This is a genomic window from Tsukamurella sp. II2bb (genome assembly GCF_057815145.1).
In genome coordinates, this window is sequence record NZ_JBYPZI010000005.1 from 211,921 (window position 1) to 227,397 (window position 15,477).

19 protein-coding genes are annotated in these 15,477 nt (G+C 71.2%); 11 read left to right on the forward strand and 8 right to left on the reverse strand.

The genetic code is table 11. The features are described 5' to 3' along the window. Nucleotides 1-105: 105 nt before the first annotated feature. Nucleotides 106-498, reverse strand: a complete 393-nt coding sequence (locus AC21LY_RS13445; RefSeq protein WP_489046990.1) for an ArsR/SmtB family transcription factor — start codon at nt 496-498, stop codon at nt 106-108. A gap of 16 nt (nt 499-514) precedes the next feature. Between AC21LY_RS13445 and AC21LY_RS13450 the strand changes: the two genes are divergently transcribed. The 4 genes from AC21LY_RS13450 (at nt 515) to AC21LY_RS13465 (ending at nt 5,325) form a co-directional block, all read left to right on the forward strand. After that, the gene (locus AC21LY_RS13450) at nt 515-982 is read left to right on the forward strand and encodes an SRPBCC domain-containing protein (RefSeq protein WP_489046991.1); all 468 of its coding nucleotides are present in this window, start codon (nt 515-517) and stop codon (nt 980-982) included. 43 nt (nt 983-1,025) lie between these two features. Continuing rightward, nucleotides 1,026-1,886: an SCO6745 family protein gene (locus tag AC21LY_RS13455; protein ID WP_489046992.1), complete on the forward strand. Its 861-nt coding sequence runs from the start codon at nt 1,026-1,028 to the stop codon at nt 1,884-1,886. An 81-nt stretch (nt 1,887-1,967) separates the two neighbouring features. Further along, complete coding sequence (locus AC21LY_RS13460) at nt 1,968-3,353, forward strand: sigma 54-interacting transcriptional regulator (protein WP_489047155.1); 1,386 nt, start codon at nt 1,968-1,970, stop codon at nt 3,351-3,353. After that, nucleotides 3,346-5,325: a vWA domain-containing protein gene (locus AC21LY_RS13465; protein WP_489046993.1), complete on the forward strand. Its 1,980-nt coding sequence runs from the start codon at nt 3,346-3,348 to the stop codon at nt 5,323-5,325. The genes AC21LY_RS13460 and AC21LY_RS13465 overlap by 8 nt, the downstream gene beginning before the upstream one ends. Here the strand turns inward: AC21LY_RS13465 and AC21LY_RS13470 are convergent, their stop codons facing one another. The 7 genes from AC21LY_RS13470 to rpmB all read right to left on the reverse strand — a co-directional run bounded on the left by AC21LY_RS13470 (nt 5,326) and on the right by rpmB (nt 9,248). After that, the gene (locus AC21LY_RS13470; RefSeq protein WP_489046994.1) at nt 5,326-5,928 is read right to left on the reverse strand and encodes a DUF1707 SHOCT-like domain-containing protein; all 603 of its coding nucleotides are present in this window, start codon (nt 5,926-5,928) and stop codon (nt 5,326-5,328) included. 60 nt (nt 5,929-5,988) lie between these two features. Continuing rightward, nucleotides 5,989-7,068 carry a hypothetical protein gene (locus AC21LY_RS13475; RefSeq protein ID WP_489046995.1) on the reverse strand — a complete coding sequence of 360 codons (1,080 nt, stop codon included), beginning with the start codon at nt 7,066-7,068 and terminating at the stop codon, nt 5,989-5,991. A gap of 137 nt (nt 7,069-7,205) precedes the next feature. After that, nucleotides 7,206-8,144 (reverse strand): AEC family transporter, encoded by a 939-nt coding sequence (locus AC21LY_RS13480; RefSeq protein ID WP_489046996.1) that lies wholly within the window; start codon nt 8,142-8,144, stop codon nt 7,206-7,208. A 171-nt stretch (nt 8,145-8,315) separates the two neighbouring features. Then, entirely contained in the window at nt 8,316-8,543 is a 228-nt protein-coding gene (gene rpsR / locus AC21LY_RS13485; protein WP_489046997.1) for a 30S ribosomal protein S18, read from the reverse strand. Then, nucleotides 8,543-8,848 (reverse strand): 30S ribosomal protein S14, encoded by a 306-nt coding sequence (gene rpsN / locus AC21LY_RS13490; RefSeq protein ID WP_489046998.1) that lies wholly within the window; start codon nt 8,846-8,848, stop codon nt 8,543-8,545. The genes rpsR and rpsN overlap by 1 nt, the downstream gene beginning before the upstream one ends. Continuing rightward, the gene (gene rpmG, locus AC21LY_RS13495) at nt 8,848-9,012 is read right to left on the reverse strand and encodes a 50S ribosomal protein L33 (protein WP_013127877.1); all 165 of its coding nucleotides are present in this window, start codon (nt 9,010-9,012) and stop codon (nt 8,848-8,850) included. Before rpmG ends, rpsN begins: the two co-directional genes overlap by 1 nt. After that, the gene (rpmB, locus tag AC21LY_RS13500) at nt 9,012-9,248 is read right to left on the reverse strand and encodes a 50S ribosomal protein L28 (protein ID WP_489046999.1); all 237 of its coding nucleotides are present in this window, start codon (nt 9,246-9,248) and stop codon (nt 9,012-9,014) included. The genes rpmG and rpmB overlap by 1 nt, the downstream gene beginning before the upstream one ends. Nucleotides 9,249-9,303: 55 nt before the next feature. Between rpmB and mrf the strand changes: the two genes are divergently transcribed. From mrf to AC21LY_RS13535, 7 genes are all read left to right on the forward strand, one after another. Beyond that, nucleotides 9,304-10,515: a ribosome hibernation factor-recruiting GTPase MRF gene (gene mrf, locus AC21LY_RS13505; protein ID WP_489047156.1), complete on the forward strand. Its 1,212-nt coding sequence runs from the start codon at nt 9,304-9,306 to the stop codon at nt 10,513-10,515. Continuing rightward, nucleotides 10,512-10,775 (forward strand): type B 50S ribosomal protein L31, encoded by a 264-nt coding sequence (locus tag AC21LY_RS13510; RefSeq protein ID WP_489047000.1) that lies wholly within the window; start codon nt 10,512-10,514, stop codon nt 10,773-10,775. The genes mrf and AC21LY_RS13510 overlap by 4 nt, the downstream gene beginning before the upstream one ends. A 77-nt stretch (nt 10,776-10,852) precedes the next feature. Continuing rightward, the gene (gene rpmF / locus AC21LY_RS13515; RefSeq protein WP_013127873.1) at nt 10,853-11,026 is read left to right on the forward strand and encodes a 50S ribosomal protein L32; all 174 of its coding nucleotides are present in this window, start codon (nt 10,853-10,855) and stop codon (nt 11,024-11,026) included. Nucleotides 11,027-11,095: 69 nt separating this feature from the next. Beyond that, nucleotides 11,096-11,752, forward strand: coding sequence for a trimeric intracellular cation channel family protein (locus tag AC21LY_RS13520; RefSeq protein WP_489047001.1), 657 nt, complete (start codon nt 11,096-11,098; stop codon nt 11,750-11,752). 107 nt (nt 11,753-11,859) lie between these two features. After that, nucleotides 11,860-12,546, forward strand: a complete 687-nt coding sequence (locus AC21LY_RS13525) for a response regulator transcription factor (RefSeq protein ID WP_489047002.1) — start codon at nt 11,860-11,862, stop codon at nt 12,544-12,546. A 49-nt stretch (nt 12,547-12,595) separates the two neighbouring features. Then, the gene (locus tag AC21LY_RS13530; protein ID WP_489047003.1) at nt 12,596-14,125 is read left to right on the forward strand and encodes an ATP-binding protein; all 1,530 of its coding nucleotides are present in this window, start codon (nt 12,596-12,598) and stop codon (nt 14,123-14,125) included. Between the two features lie 94 nt (nt 14,126-14,219). Continuing rightward, nucleotides 14,220-15,470: a trypsin-like peptidase domain-containing protein gene (locus AC21LY_RS13535; protein WP_489047004.1), complete on the forward strand. Its 1,251-nt coding sequence runs from the start codon at nt 14,220-14,222 to the stop codon at nt 15,468-15,470. Nucleotides 15,471-15,477: the final 7 nt, after the last annotated feature.

The window sequence follows — 15,477 nt, forward strand, 5'->3', positions numbered from 1 at the left end:
GTGGCCACAAAGCGGGTGGGGAGGTTGGTGGGGGGGTTGGGTTTGTTCCCAAAAAAAAAAAAAAAAACCCCCCCCCCCCCCACGGCGGCGCAGTGGAAGTCGTCATCAGTCGCGGGTGAGATCGTCGAGTAGCGATACGGCGGCGCGGGCGTACTGGCCGATCCAGCGGTCGTGGATCCGCTTGATGGGTACCGGGGCCAGCGTGAGGTGACGCTCGCGGCCGACCTTGCGGCCGATCACCAGTTCGGCCCGTTCGAGCACGCGCAGGTGCTGCAGCACCGTGGTGCGGTCGAGGTCGGGGAAGTGATCGCACAGTTCGCCCGTGGTGCGCGGGGACTCCTTGAGCACGTCGAGCATGCGGCGCCGCGTGCGGTTCCCGAGCGCGCGGAAGACCAGATCGTCCGCGTCCTCGTCGGCGGGGGAGCGCGCCGCCGTGCTCGCCTCCGGGCGCCCCGCTGCGCCGGCGTCCTCGTCGCCCTTGCGACCCCGCGTAGACATGTTGTAGTTTTATCACATGTCCGAACTCAACGAACTCTCCTTCACCGTCTCCGGCTACGTGGCGCGTCCCACGGCGCAGGTCTACGAGGCCGTCGCCGATCCGGAGCAGCTGTCCAAGTACTTCACCACCGGCGGTGCCCGCGGGCGGCTGGAGTCGAACACCGAGGTCACCTGGGACTTCGCCGACTTCCCCGGCGCCTTCCCGGTGCAGGTGGTCGAGGCGACGCCGCACTCGAAGATCGTGATCCGCTGGGACGCCGAGAACGCCGCCGCCGGCGACGGGCACACCACCACGACCTTCGAGTTCGCACCCGTCGACGACGACACCCGCACGCTGGTCACCATCACCGAATCGGCGTGGACGGCGACCGAGGCCGGTGCCAAGGGCGCCTTCGGCAACTGCATGGGCTGGACCGGCATGCTCGCTGCGATGAAGGCCTGGGTGGAGCACGGCATCAACCTGCGCGAGGGCTTCTACACGTAGCCCGGCGTCGACATCCGGCGCCCGCCCTGACACTGTGAAGGGCATGTCGGAGACTGCCGCCCTCGCCCGCCGTGCCTACGAGACCGTCGAGCCCTTCCACCTCGTCGCCTACTTCAACCCCGGGATCCGGGACGCCTGCCGCGATCTCGGCATCGATCAGCACGCCTTCTACGTGGGGGCCCGCGCCGCGCCGATGGGGGAGGCGCACAGTTCCGTCGTGACCGCGGCCTTCTACAACTTCTCGGCCACCGTCATCGATGCCGGCTGGACGCAGGCCCTGCAGGCGGGGCTCGCCGAGATCGACGACCGGCGCTACGCCATGCTCGCCGAGCAGTACCGCACGATCCTCGCCGGCATCGACCCCGCGGAGATCGAGTCCCTCGCGCAGGGTTTCGGCACCGTCGTCGACGAGTTGCCGCTGGCGGGCCGGGCCCTGGCGTCCGCCTGGGCATCGTCGGGCGTCCCCGACGAGCCCGCGCTCGCGCTCTGGCGCCACGTCTCGGTCCTGCGTGAGTGGCGCGGCGACAACCACCTCGCCGAACTCATCCGGCACGGCCTGACCGGCCTGGAGGCGGGCGTCTTCCACGAGGCGGACCTGCCCGACCCCGCGATCCGCCGCCGCGTCATGGGTCGCCGTTTCTTCCGGATCACCCGCGGCTGGAGCGAGGAGCAGTGGGCCGGGGCGGTCGCCCACCTCGCCGACCGCGGCCTCGTCGAGGGTGAGCCGGAGACGCACCGCCTGACCCCCGAGGGCATGGCCCTCTACGACGAGATCGAGGCCGGCACCGACGCCGTCAGCGGCGCCGCGTTCGACGATGCCGCCGCCGGGCTGATCGAGCGGATGCGACCGATCAGCAAGGCCGTGATCGATGCCGGTGTCCTGCCCGGAACCGCGAAGAAGTAACCCTCCGGTATTCCCGGTTTCGCTGGGGGCGTAGTCGGCAGGGCATCGTCGGGGGATCGGCGTAGCGTGGAGCGCGTGAGCATCGCACGCCCTGACACGCTGCCCTCGACCCTCGGCGAACTCAAGGCCTCCGGCCACGTCTACCGCGGGATCAAGGACGAGCTCCGCAACAACCTCCTGACCGCGCTGCGCGACGACACCGACCCCTGGGACGGCATCCAGGGCTTCGACGACACCGTCATCCCGCAGCTCGAACGCGCGCTCCTGGCCGGCCACGACGTGGTCCTGCTCGGCGAGCGCGGCCAGGGCAAGACCCGCCTCATCCGCACGATCGTCGGGCTGCTCGACGAGTGGACCCCCGTCATCGACGGTGCCGAGCTCGGCGAGCACCCGTACCACCCGATCACCCCGGCCTCGATCCGCCGGGCGCAGGAGCTGGGCGACGACCTCCCCGTCGCGTGGAAGCACCGCGACGAGCGCTACTCGGAGAAGCTGGCGACGCCGGACACCTCCGTGGGCGACCTGGTCGGCGATGTCGACCCGGTGAAGGTGGCGCAGGGCCGCAGCCTGGGCGACCCGGAGACCATCCACTTCGGCCTCATCCCGCGGGCGCACCGCGGCATCGTCGCCGTCAACGAGCTGCCCGACCTGGCCGAGCGCATCCAGGTCGCGATGCTCAACGTGATGGAGGAGCGCGACATCCAGGTGCGCGGCTACACGCTGCGCCTGCCGCTCGACGTGCTGCTGCTGGCGTCGGCGAACCCCGAGGACTACACCAACCGCGGCCGGATCATCACCCCGCTCAAGGACCGCTTCGGCGCCGAGATCCGCACGCACTACCCGCTGGACCTCGAGGACGAGGTGGCGGTGATCGAGCAGGAGGCCGACGTGGTGGCCTCCGTGCCGCAGTACCTCACGGAGGTGCTGGCGCGGTTCACCCGCGAGCTGCGGGAGTCGCCCGCCGTCGACCAGCGCTCCGGTGTCTCGGCCCGGTTCGCCATCGCGGCGCAGGAGACCATCGCCGCGGCGGCGCTGCACCGCGCGGCCGTAGGCGGCGAAGAGCTGCCCGTCGCGCGCCCCGTCGACCTGATGACGGTGCCCGACGTGCTGCGCGGCAAGGTCGAGTTCGAGGCGGGCGAGGAGGGCCGCGAGATCGCGACCCTCGTGCACCTGCTCCGTCGTGCCACGGCCGCGACCATCGGCGAGTACCTGCTGGGGGTGGACCTGGGGCCGCTCGTGGAGGCCATCGAGGCCGGTGGGCCGGTCGTCACGGGCGACGACGTGACCGCCGCCGAACTGTTGTCCGCGCTTCCCGAGGTCCCGGTCCTCGCGGAGGTCTACCGGCGGCTCGAGGCCGAGTCGCCGGGGGAGCGGGCCGCTGCGGCCGAATTCGCGCTGGAGGGCCTGTATCTCGCGCGCAGGATCGGCAAGGAGTCCGACGACGAGGGGCAGACCGTCTATGGCTAGAGGCTCGCGGGAGGGACGGCGGGGGCACCTGGCCCGGTACCGCCGCTACACCGGCGGGCCGGATCCGCTGGCCCCGCCGGTGGACCTGCGCGACGCGCTGGACGAGATCGGCCGCGATGTGATGAGCGGCGTCTCGCCCCGCCGCGCGTTGCAGGAGTACCTGCGCCGGGGGAGCGAGAACCGCCGCGGCCTGGACAAGCTGGCGGAGCTGGCGAACCGTCGCCGGCAGGAGCTGTTGCAGCGCAACAATCTCGGCAAGACCTTCGAGGACGTCCAGAAACTGCTGGACGAGGCCGTGCTCGCCGAGCGCAAGGAGCTCGCGCGCGCTCTCGACGACGATGCCCGGTTCCAGGAGATGCGGATCTCGAACCTGCCGCCGTCGGCGGCGCAGGCCGTGCGCGAGCTGGGCGACTACCAGTGGCGCTCACCCGAGGCGGCGCAGAAGTACGAACAGATCCGGGACCTGCTCGGCCGCGAGCTGTTGGACCAGCAGTTCGCCGGGATCAAGCAGGCGCTCGAGGGCGCGACCGACGAGGACCGCGCGGCGATCCAGAAGATGCTCGACGACCTGAACGCGTTGCTGGACAAGCACAACGCCGGCGAGGCCACGCAGGACGACTTCGACGACTTCATGGCCGAGCACGGCAGGTACTTCCCGGAGAATCCGCGGAACATCGACGAGCTGATCGACGCGCTGGCCCGGCGGTCCGCGGCGGCGCAGCGCCTGTACAACAGCCTCACCCCGGAGCAGCGGGCGGAGCTGGAGGAGCTGTCGCAGGCCGCCTTCGGCTCGCCGCAGCTCTCGCAGGCGCTCAGCGACCTCACCGGCAAGCTCATGGACGCGCGTCCCGGCGAGGACTGGTACGGCAGCCAGGAGTTCGAGGGCGACGAGGGCATGGGCCTCGGCGATGCGACGCAGGCGATGCAGGACATCGCCGACTTGGAGTCCCTCGCCGAACAGCTCAGCCAGCAGCACAACGGCGCCTCGCTCGACGACATCGACCTGGAGGCGCTGCAGCGGCAGCTCGGCGACGAGGCGGTCGCGGACGCGCGGACCCTCGCCGAGCTGGAGAAGGCGCTGAAGGAGCAGGGCTACTTCTCCCGCGATCCCGACGGCGCGCTACGGCTCTCGCCCAAGGCGATCCGGCAGCTGGGGCAGTCGATCCTGCGGGACGTCGCGCACCGTCTGACCTCCCGGGGCGGGGAGCGCAACACCGCACGGGCAGGCGCCACGGGCGAGGCGACCGGCGCGAGCCGGGAGTGGCGGTTCGGCGATACCGAGCCCTGGGACGCCACCCGCACGGTGCTCAACGGCGTGCTGCGGCAGGCGGCCTCCGGCGAGTCGGGACCGGTCGCGCTGGATGCGAAGGACATCGAGGTCACGGAGACCGAGGCGCGCAGCCGCGCGGCGGTCGCGCTGCTCGTGGACACCAGCTTCTCGATGGTGATGGAGGGCCGCTGGCTGCCGATGAAGCGCACGGCCCTCGCCCTGCACCAACTGATCTCGACGCGCTTCCGCGGGGATGATCTGGCGCTCATCAGTTTCGGCCGATACGCGCGCACCCTCAGCGTCGGCGAGCTGACCGGCCTGGACGGCGTCTACGAGCAGGGCACGAATCTGCACCACGCGCTCGCCCTGGCGCAGCAGCACTTCCGGTCGCATCCGAACGCGCAGCCGGTGCTGCTCGTGGTCACGGACGGCGAGCCGACCGCCCACCTGGAGCGGAACGGCGAGCCCTTCTTCGACTACCCGCCGCACCCGCGGACCGTCGCGATGACGGTGCGGGGCCTGGATGCCGTTGCCGCGCAGGGCGCGCAGATCACCGTCTTCCAGCTCGGTGACGATCCCGGCCTCACCCGGTTCCTCACGGCGGTGGTGCGCCGCGTCGGTGGGCGGCTGGTCTCGCCCGATCTGGACGGGCTCGGCGCGGCGGTGGTCAGCGACTTCCTGGGGAGCCGACGCCGGCGGTGATCACTTGATCTCCACCTCGACGCCGCCCCAGAAGGCGAAGCCCTTCACCACGATCCGGGGCCCGGTGGGGTCGCCCTTCTGCGGGTTCTTGTGCTCGAAGGCGCCCATCACGCCGACGCCCTCGACGTGCACGTTGGCGCCGCGCGGCAGGACGATCCTGATGCCGCCCATCACGGCGTAGGCGTTCAGGGTGACGTCGCCGACGAGGAACGTGGCCTCGCGCAGGTCCAGCGTGACGCCGCCCCAGAACGCGGTCGCGGTGTGCTCGGGACCCACCGCTACGGGACCGCGAACCTTCGTCTCCGACATCACGGCCCATTTCGTCTCGCCCATGCGCGGCACACCCGCCGGGGCCGACGACGGGGCGCGGTACGCCGGCGCGGACGGCGCGGGAAGGTTCTGCACGGCAGGCAGATCCAGCACGAGGCGGTCGAGGTCGGCGAAGGTTCGCGCCTCCACCGCCTGCTGAGAGCGGTCCTCGTACTCGTGCAGGGTGATCTGGCCGAGGCCCAGCGCCTCGGAGAGCATCTCCACCACACGGTTGCGGTCGTGGTCGGACGCGCGCAGGACGTCGCGGCGCAGGGGTTCCAGCTCGTCGGACATGCCTCCGACTCTAGGCGAACCCCGGGGTCGCTCGCTCCCGGCCGGGAGCGGGCAACCGGGTCAGAGCAGGCGGCCGACCACGGGGAGGCGCTTGAGCAGCAGGGCGATGCCCGACGGCTGGCCCTTCTTCGGTGCGGCCTTCTCCTCGGCCTTCGGCGCGTCCGTCGACGGTGCTTTCGCATCCGCCTTCGTCGTCGGTGCGGCCTTGGCCTGCTTCTTCGGCTTGGCCTTGGTCGTGGTCTTGGCCGTGGGCTTCGCGGACGCGGCGTCGATCGAGGCCGGGGCCTTGCCCTTCGCGGCGGCGTCCTTCTGTGCGGCGATCGGGGTGATCTTGGCCTCCGAGGCCTTGACCGGGGCCTTCTTGGCGGTGGTCCGGGTCGCGGCGGGCTTCGCGGCGGACGGCGTGGTCGCGGCGGTCTTCGTCGCCTCGGTCTTGGTGGCGGGCTTCGCGGTCGCCTTCGCGGCCGCGGTCTTCTTGGCGGGCGTCGCCTTCGTGGAGGCGGGGGTCGTCTTCGTGGTGGCGGCCTTCTTCGCCGGCGCCTTCTTGGCCGGGGCGGCCTTCGAAGCAGCAGCCTTCGACCCGGAGGCCTTCGTACCGGCGGCCTTCGAAGCGGCAGCCTTCGAACCCGCAGGCTTCGCCGCGGCGGCCTTCTCGGCGGCAGGGGTCGCGGGCTCAGCGGCCGGCGTCTTCTCCGCGGTGGGGGCGGCCTTGGCGGGCGCGGCATCGTCGAGCCCCACCACCGACCAGGCGTCCTCCCAACCGGCCACGGCGTCGGCGGTCACGGTCAGGTTGGTGTTGGCGGTGAGCGACTTGCCGGGGTTCTTGCCCTCCCAGCCCGCGGCGAGCTTCGCCACGTGCGCGGCGTAGTCGGCGGCCGGGGCGATGGCGATCGGGGCACCGTCGGACAGGTCGACGAGGGCCCATGCGGTGACCGGGGCCTTGGCGGCGGCCTCGCTCTTGCGGGCCTGCCACGAATCGCCGGTGGTGGCCTTGACGCGGAGGGTTTCGGTGTGCCCGTCGGCTGCGGTCACGGTGACGAGGGTGGTGCTGCCCTTCGTGGTCACCTCTGCCTTGCCCCCGCGGGCCTCGACGGCAGAGACGAACACCTCGACGGCGCGCTGTGCGGCGGTCTGAGCCATGGGTCTCTCCTGGGTTCGGTTCGTAGCACACCGCTTCGCGCGCTACTCGTGGCCTTATTAACCCACGAGTAGTTTCGCCGACCCAAGCCGAAACGGGCGTCACAGGCGTAATGTGACCGGGTCGTCCGTCACAAAGGTCAGGTGAGTAGGAACGCGATCAGCATGATCGCCGGTATCGCGAGCACCGTCGTGATAAGCCCGCAATCTCTGGCGAGGATCACGCCGCGGTCGTATCGCAGGCCGTAGACCAGCACGTTCTGTGCCGTCGGGAGGGCGGCGGTCACCGTCTGCGCGAACAGGGCGTGGCCCGACTGCCCGAACAGGAACCGCGCCATCGCCCACGCGAGGACCGGCATTGCGATCATCTTGAGCACTGTCGCCAGCGCGATGTCCCGGCGCGGGGCCTCGCCCTTCTGCAGGACCCGGACGCCGCCGAGCGAGAGGCCGAAGACGAGGAGCGCCATCGGCACCGAGGCGTCGCCGAGCAGCTTGACCGGACTCATCAGCCAGTCCGGCGGGTGCCACCCGGAGAGCGAGATCACGAGCCCGATCAGCGCGCCCACCAGGATCGGATTCAGCAGCGGGGTCACCAGGGTCCGGCTCAGCGGCGGCTTCGGGCCCGTGCGCTCGCGGGTCTCCGCGAGATCGAGCACGGTGAGCGCGATCGTCGAGAAGATCAGGATCTGGAAGAGCAGCAGCGGCGCCACGTACGACGTGTCGTGCAGTACGAAGACCGCGATCGGGATGCCGAGGTTCGACGAGTTCACATAGCTGGCGGCCAGTGCCCCGATCGTCGCGTCGCCCGTCCGGCGCCGCCAGAGGATCCGGGCGATCGCGTAGTAGACCGCCGCGATCGCCAGCGCAGACCCGGCGCTCACCCACAGTCGCGAGCTGAACAGCACGCCGATCTCGGTGGTCGCCAGCGCGTGGAGCAGCAGAGCCGGCGTGAGCAGGTAGAAGACCAGCAGCGAGAGCTGCTTCTGCGGTTCCTCGCCGAGCACGCCGAGCCTGCCCAGCAGCCACCCCGCCGCGACGATGATCGCGATCACGGCGAAGCCGGCCAGCACGGAAGTCACGGCTCAAAAGGTTACGGGATCGAAGTATCGCGGCCGAGAAGACCGGGCGGGCGGCGCAGCTCGGGCGGCCGGGGCGGAGGACAGCCCCCGGCGGCTCACGATGTCGGGTTCTGGTGCGACAGAGGTGCGCAGCGACCTGTCCGATGCAACCAGACCCGACATCGTGAGCGGCTACCGCGAGGAGTAGGGGAGCAGCGCCATCTCGCGGGCGTTCTTCACCGCCAGGGCCAGCTTCTTCTGGTCCTGCGGCGAGAGCCGGGTCATCGCGCGGGAGCGCAGTTTGCCGCGGTCGTTGAGGAATGTGCGCAGGTAGGTGACGTTCTTGTAGTCGAGGGCACCGTCGGGCACGCGGAGCAGGCCGCGACGCGCCGCCGGGGCTCGGGTCGGTTTACGTGCCATCACCAGCTCGACTTCCGGACGCCGGGCAACTCGCCGTCGTGCGCCATCTGCCGCACCCGCACCCTCGACAGGCCGAACTTGCGCAGGTGTCCGCGGGGCCGGCCGTCGGCGGCGTCGCGGTTGCGGATGCGGGTGGCGGAGCCGTCCCGCGGCAGCTTCGCCAGCGCGGAGACCGCGGCCGCCCGGTCATCGGGCGCGGTCGACGGATGCGCGATCACCCGCTTGAGCTCCGCGCGGCGCTCGGCGTACCGGGCGACCAGGACCTTGCGCCGCTCGTTGGCGGCGATCTTCGCCTTCGTCGCCATCAGCGCTCCTCCCGGAAGTCGACGTGCTGCCGGACGACGGGGTCGTACTTGCGCAGCACCATGCGGTCGGGGTCGTTGCGGCGGTTCTTCCTGGTCACGTACGTGTAACCGGTGCCGGCGGTGGACTTGAGCTTGATGATCGGCCGGATCTCGTTGCGGGCCATTACAGCTTCTCCCCTCGGGCGAGGATGTCGGCGACCACCGCGTCGATGCCGCGGCGATCGATGGTCTTGATGCCCTTCGTGGACACCCGGAGCGTGACGGTGCGCCTGAGCGACGGCACGTAGTAGCGGCGGCGCTGGATGTTCGGGTCCCAGCGGCGGTTCGTGCGCACGTGTGAGTGCGAGACCCGCTTGCCGAAGCCGGGCGCTCGACCCGTGACCTGGCAGTGTGCGGACATGGTTCTCCTTCTTGCGAATGATTGTCGATAAGGTAACGTACTAGAAATGGGAATCATTTCCAATAGAACCCCGGTCCTGCTCCTGACCGGCTTCGGCGGGCAGGAGCGCGCGCTGGAGCTGGCCGAGCCCGGCACCGTCGTCGTGCACCACGACCTGTCCGGTCTCCGCGAGGGTCTGCTCGTGCGGTCGGAGGCCACCGTCCGGGCCGACGGCACCGCGGAGGAGCGCATCACGCTGCTCGAGCTCGCGCACGGCTGCGTCTCCTGCACGCTCCGAGAGGATCTGCTGCCGCTGCTGCGCACGCTGCACCGCCGCGGGAGCGTGCGGCGCATCGTCGTCCGGCTCGACCCGATCCTCGAGGCCGACGCCGTGCGGCACGCGATCGAGCACGTCGTCGTCGAGATGGTCGGTGCCGTCCCCGGGCCCGCCGCGCGCGACGTCGAGGTGACCGGCGTGATCGGCTTCGTCGACGGTGCGACCTGGCTCGACGACGCCCTCGGCGAGGCCGAACTCGGCGAGCGCTTCCCGGTCCCCGGCGACGACGAGCGCACCGTCGCCCAGGTGGCCGTCGGGCACGCGCAGAACGCCGACCTGATCGTCGTCACCGGGGACAGTCCCGACCCCGCGCGGCTGCGCGCCGTCCTGCGGCGCCTCGCGCCCGGCGCGCCGATCGCCCGCGAGCGCGTCCCGCTCGACCGCCTCGTCCCGCGCCTCGGAACGTCGCGCGGCCCCATCGAGCCCTTCGGCCCGCTCCTGCCCGGCTGCCCGCCGCTGGAGCCCGACGGTGACGTCCGGCTGATCGAGTTCAGCGCCCGCCGCCCGCTGCACCCGGGCCGGTTCCACGAGGCGATCGACGTGCTGCTCGACGGTGTCGTCACCGCCCGGGGCCGGATCTGGCTGGCCACCCGGTCCGACGACGCCCTCTGGCTCGAGTCCGCCGGCGCGGGACTGCGGGTCGGGACGGCGGGGCCGTGGCTGGCGGCCGGCGGCGACGGGAGCGCCGAACGGTGGGCGATGGCCTCGGCCCTGTGGGACGAGGCGCACGGGGACCGTCGGACCGACCTGGTGGTGCTGACCGCCGGGGCCGACCCCGAGCAGATCGCCGACGCCCTGCGGTGGGCCGAACTGACTCCGGTGGAGTTGGCCGCGGGACCGGACGAGTGGGCGCGCTGGCACGACCCGTTCGGGGCGATGCACGCCGATCCGTGCGAGGACCTCGCCCCGGCCCCGGGGCGCGACGACAGAGAAGACGAGGAGATGTCATGAAGCAGGGAATCCATCCCGAGTACCACCCGGTCGCGTTCCAGGACGCGTCGACGGGGAAGGTGTTCGTGACCCGGAGTACGGCGACGTCGGAGCGCACCGTCGAACTGGACGGGGCGACGTATCCGCTGATCGTCGTGGACGTGACCAGCGACTCGCACCCGCTGTGGACGGGCAGGCAGCGGCTGGTCGACACCGCCGGCCGAGTACAGAAGTTCCAGGAGAAGTACGCGCGTTTTGGCGGGCGGGCCGTTCGGCGGTAGACTCCTGTGCTTGTGACGTTGGAAGCCTTCTGGGCTCGCGTCGGGAGCTTTTTACGTCAAGACCGATAGGAAGAATCATGGCTGTACCGAAGCGCCGTATGTCGCGGGCGAACACGCATGCTCGCCGCTCGCAGTGGAAGGCGAACAACCCCGAGCTGCAGGCCGTGCAGGTCGGCGGCCGCACCCACCTGGTTCCGCGTCGCCTCGTGCGCGCCGCGAAGCTGGGCCTGGTCGACCTCGACCGCCGCTAATCGAGCTTTCCGCAAGAGCGGGCCGGCCCTGTGCCGGCCCGCTCTTGCGGTGTATCCGAAGGAGCCCCGGTGCTGCTGGCGGTGCTGAACCACGCGGGCATCGCGGTCTTCGCCGCCTCCGGCGCGCTGATCGGCGTCCGCAAGCGGCTCGACCTGTTCGGCGTGTGGACCCTCGCCGCGCTGACCGGCGTGGGCGGCGGCGTCGCCCGTGACGTGCTGTTGGGCATCCACCCGCCCGCGTCGTTCCAGGGCTGGCAGAACATCACGACGGCGTCGATCGCGGCCGCCTTCGTCTTCGTCTTCCATCCGCAGTTCGGCCGGCTCCGGCGCTCCGTGCTCGTGCTCGACGCGGTCGGCATGGGCGTCTTCTCCGCCACCGGTGCTCTGACGGCGCTGCTGCACGGTGCGTCGCCCTTCGCCGCGGCGCTGATCGGCATCACCACGGCACTCGGCGGCGGAGTCCTGCGCGACATCCTGGTCAACGAGGTGCCGTTGCTGCTCCAGCAGCAGGACCTCTACGCGATCCCCGCCCTGACCGGGGCCGGAGCGACGGTGCTCGCCTCGACCTGGGGAGCGACCGACACCCGCGCGCTCGTGGTCGGCGCCGTCCTGGCCACCGGCTTCCGGCTCCTGGCGCTGTGGCAGGGCTGGCGGGTCCCCGTCGCGCCGGAGGACGTGCTGGGCCGGGCCGTCGGTGCGTGTCGGCGGGTCGTGCGACGACGCTGAGGTTCGTCGGCGGGAGCGGGAACCCGGCGGGGCCGGGGACGTGTGTTCGCTCTCGGCCAAGCACCCATTAAGCCAATTCACACCCGACTTCGGTAAGACTGTGGACTATGCGAATTCTGGTGGTCGACGACGATCGGGCGGTGCGGGAGTCCCTGCGCCGCTCGCTGACCTTCAACGGCTATCAGGTCGATACCGCCGTCGACGGGCAGGACGCGCTCGATCACATCGCGAGCAACCGCCCGGACGCGCTGGTCCTGGACCTGAACATGCCGCGGATCGACGGGCTCGAGGTGTGTCGCCGCCTGCGCAGCGCGGGCGACGACCTGCCGATCCTCGTCCTCACCGCCCGCGATGCCGTGAGCGACCGCGTCAGCGGCCTGGACGCGGGCGCCGACGACTACCTGCCCAAGCCCTTCGCTCTGGAGGAACTGCTGGCGCGGATGCGGGCGCTGATGCGGCGCACGGCGCCGGACACGGGCGCCGACAACGAGGTGCTGCGGTTCGAGGATCTCAGCCTGGACCCCGCGACCCGCGAGGTGCTCCGCGGCGATCGCAGCATCAGCCTCACCCGCACCGAGTTCAGCCTGCTCGAGATGCTCATGAGCAACCCGCGCCGCGTGCTCACCCGCAGCCGGATCCTCGAGGAGGTCTGGGGTTACGACTTCCCGACCTCGGGCAATGCGCTGGAGGTCTACGTCGGGTACCTGCGCCGCAAGACCGAGGCCGACGGTGAGAGCCGCCTGATCCACACCGTGCGGGGCGTCGGGTACGTCCTGCGCGAGACCCCGCCGTGACGCCGGGAGCTACGCCCGGGGCGTCGGGGATGCCGACGCCGGAGGCACCATGACGGGACGCCTCCCGACGGTGTCCGGCCCGCTGCCCCGGCACGCGCGCCCGGATCTGCGCGACCCGGGCGCGAAGCGGCCGATGCGCGATCCGAACCCGATCACCCGCAACGTCAGCTTCCGGTGGCGGGTCACCCTGCTCGCCGCGGCCGTGGTGGGCATCGCGGTGGCGCTCATGGCGGCGTCGGCGTTCTTCGTGGTCAAGCGGGCCATGTACGCGGACGTCGACAACCGGCTGCACCAGCAGGTCGATTCCGTGGCGCCCGCGATGAGCTCGCCGGTCACGCAGTTCACCACCGTGATGATGATGCTGATGTTCCGGCCGGACATGTCCGTCAACCGCACGATGGTCGTCTATCCCGACGGGACGCCGTACCACTCGGGCCCGTCCGGCCAGGTCCCGATCGGGGAGAAGGAACGCGAGGTCATCCAGGGCCGGAGCCCGCAGTCGCTGCGGTCCGAGGGCGATACCCGGGTCATGGCCCGCCGCCTGGACAACGGCGTGACGATCATCGTCGCCGAGGACCTCACCCCGACGAAGAACCTGCTCAGCGAGCTGGCGACGGTGCTCATCGTGGTCGGCGCGTGCGGCATCGTGCTCGCCGCGATCGCGGGCACCGCCGTCGCCCGTGGCGGCCTGCGACCGGTCCAGCGCCTCACCGAGGCCGCGGAGCGGGTGGCCCGCACCGACGACCTGGCCCCGATCCCCGTCACCGGCCGCGACGAGCTGGCGCGCCTGACGACCAGCTTCAACACGATGCTCAAGGCGCTCGCCGAGTCGCGCGACCGCCAGGCACGCCTCGTCGCCGACGCCGGCCACGAGCTGCGCACGCCGCTCACGAGCCTGCGGACCAACGTCGAGCTGCTCGTGGCGGCTAACCAGCCGGGCGCGCCGCCCATCCCCGAGGAGGACATGAAGGAGCTCTCCGACGACGTCCTCGCCCAGGTCGAGGAGCTGACCACGCTGGTGGGGGACCTCGTCGACCTCGCCCGCGAGGACGCGCCCGAGGCGGTGAACGAGGAGGTCGACCTCGAGGAGGTCCTGCAGAAGGCGGTCGAGCGGGTCGAGCGCCGCCGCCCGACGGTCCGCTTCGACGTCACGAGCGCCCCGTGGTTCGTCTACGGCGACAACGGCGGCCTCGGGCGCGCGGTGGTGAACGTGCTCGACAACGCTGCGAAGTTCTCGCCCGACGATTCCGTCGTCCGGGTCGAGCTCGCGGAGACGGGCGTCTCCCGCGCGGCGCTCACCGTCGCCGACAACGGCCCCGGCATCCCCGAGGAGGACCGGGAGCTGGTCTTCGAGCGCTTCTACCGCTCGATGGCGAGCCGATCCATGCCCGGTTCGGGACTCGGCCTGGCCATCGTCAAGCAGGTGGTGGAGCGGCACGGCGGCGCCGTCGCCGTCGGGGCGGCCGACGGTGGCGGTGCCCTGGTGCGTCTCGAACTCCCGGGCAGCCCGGTCGCGGGCGGCCGGGCCCCGCAGGTGGTGCGGCGGGAACCGCGCCTGCGCCTGTTGCGGGGAAAATGATGTTCTCCGGTGCCGGGGGAAGTGACAATCTGCTCACAGGCACCTCACAGCCAGCGCCTGCACTCTGGCGTGCACGAACGAAGGAGGGGGCTCCATGACCGAGGGTCCGCACTATCCCCACCAGGGGCAACAGCCGGGCCAGCCGGCAGCCGGCCAGTACCGGCCCACGCAGCAGTACTCGAGCCCGTACCCGGCGGCGGCGCCGGGCGGCGCACCGTCGGGCTACGCGGCGGCGGGCGGCCTGCCCCCGGTGACCACGACCCCGCCACGCGGGCCGCGGATGGGTGCCCTGGTGGCGCTGGGGGTGGCGATCGCACTGGTCGCCTCGCTGCTGTCGGTGACCGGCGCGTACCTGGTGTGGGGTAAGGACGGCTCGAGTTCGACGGTGACGGTGTCCGGGGGTGACGCCCCGCCCGCGGTCAAGGGGTCGGTGCAGGAGGTGGCGCAGAGCGTGCTGCCCGCGGTCGTCTCGATCGAGAACCAGGCGGGCAACTCGGATTCGTCGGGCTCCGGTGTGGTGATCACGGCGGACGGCAAGATCGTCACGAACAACCACGTGATCGCGGGCAACGGCAAGCTGACCGTCTCCTTCTCCGACGGCAGCGTGAGCAATGCGGCGGTCGTGGGGACCGATCCGGTGACCGACCTGGCGGTGATCCAGACCGACAAGCGCGACGTCAAGCCCCTGGCCTTCGCGGACAGCAGCAAGCTCTCGGTGGGCCAGGAGGTCGTCGCGGTCGGCGCCCCGCTGGGCCTGGCAGGCACGGTGACCAGCGGCATCATCTCCGCACTGAACCGCCCGGTCGCGACCAGCGGCAAGGACTCGGACCAGACGACGGTGATCAACTCGGTGCAGACCGACGCGGCGATCAACCCGGGCAACTCGGGCGGCGCCCTGGTGGACATGACGGGTCGCCTGGTGGGCATCAACTCCTCGATCGCCACGCTCGGGAGTTCGCGGCAGACCGGGCAGCAGGGCGGCAGCATCGGTCTCGGCTTCGCGATCCCGTCGAATCAGGTGCAGCGGATCACCAAGGAACTGATCGACTCGGGCAAGGCCACGCACGCCGCCGTGGGTATCACCGTTGACCCGCGGGCCTCGGTGAGCCGGCCGGGCGCGCTGGTCGTGGACGTCTCGCCGACCGGCGGTTTCGGTCGCGCGGGGATCCCGAAGGGCGCGCTGGTGACCAAGATCGACAATCTCCAGATCACCGACGGCTACGGATTGATCGGCGCCGTGCGCGCCTATCCGCCGGGGACTACCGTGACCGTTACCTACCTCGACAGCCCGAGTAGTACGAGTCCGGTGTCCAAGCAGGTGACGCTCGATAAGTTGGACAAATGACACGAGG

What these genes read in the sequence shown, in the direction of transcription:
- rpmB (WP_489046999.1), bottom strand. Translation starts at nt 9,248, where the DNA reads ATGTCCGCACACTGCCAGGTCACGGGTCGAGCGCCCGGCTTCGGCAAG.
- AC21LY_RS13450 (WP_489046991.1), top strand. Translation starts at nt 515, where the DNA reads ATGTCCGAACTCAACGAACTCTCCTTCACCGTCTCCGGCTACGTGGCG.
- AC21LY_RS13475 (WP_489046995.1), bottom strand. Translation starts at nt 7,068, where the DNA reads ATGGCTCAGACCGCCGCACAGCGCGCCGTCGAGGTGTTCGTCTCTGCC.
- AC21LY_RS13445 (WP_489046990.1), bottom strand. Translation starts at nt 498, where the DNA reads ATGTCTACGCGGGGTCGCAAGGGCGACGAGGACGCCGGCGCAGCGGGG.
- AC21LY_RS13510 (WP_489047000.1), top strand. Translation starts at nt 10,512, where the DNA reads ATGAAGCAGGGAATCCATCCCGAGTACCACCCGGTCGCGTTCCAGGAC.
- AC21LY_RS13525 (WP_489047002.1), top strand. Translation starts at nt 11,860, where the DNA reads ATGCGAATTCTGGTGGTCGACGACGATCGGGCGGTGCGGGAGTCCCTG.
- AC21LY_RS13455 (WP_489046992.1), top strand. Translation starts at nt 1,026, where the DNA reads ATGTCGGAGACTGCCGCCCTCGCCCGCCGTGCCTACGAGACCGTCGAG.
- AC21LY_RS13530 (WP_489047003.1), top strand. Translation starts at nt 12,596, where the DNA reads ATGACGGGACGCCTCCCGACGGTGTCCGGCCCGCTGCCCCGGCACGCG.
- rpsR (WP_489046997.1), bottom strand. Translation starts at nt 8,543, where the DNA reads ATGGCACGTAAACCGACCCGAGCCCCGGCGGCGCGTCGCGGCCTGCTC.
- rpmG (WP_013127877.1), bottom strand. Translation starts at nt 9,012, where the DNA reads ATGGCCCGCAACGAGATCCGGCCGATCATCAAGCTCAAGTCCACCGCC.
- AC21LY_RS13470 (WP_489046994.1), bottom strand. Translation starts at nt 5,928, where the DNA reads ATGTCCGACGAGCTGGAACCCCTGCGCCGCGACGTCCTGCGCGCGTCC.
- rpmF (WP_013127873.1), top strand. Translation starts at nt 10,853, where the DNA reads ATGGCTGTACCGAAGCGCCGTATGTCGCGGGCGAACACGCATGCTCGC.
- rpsN (WP_489046998.1), bottom strand. Translation starts at nt 8,848, where the DNA reads ATGGCGACGAAGGCGAAGATCGCCGCCAACGAGCGGCGCAAGGTCCTG.
- AC21LY_RS13465 (WP_489046993.1), top strand. Translation starts at nt 3,346, where the DNA reads ATGGCTAGAGGCTCGCGGGAGGGACGGCGGGGGCACCTGGCCCGGTAC.
- AC21LY_RS13535 (WP_489047004.1), top strand. Translation starts at nt 14,220, where the DNA reads ATGACCGAGGGTCCGCACTATCCCCACCAGGGGCAACAGCCGGGCCAG.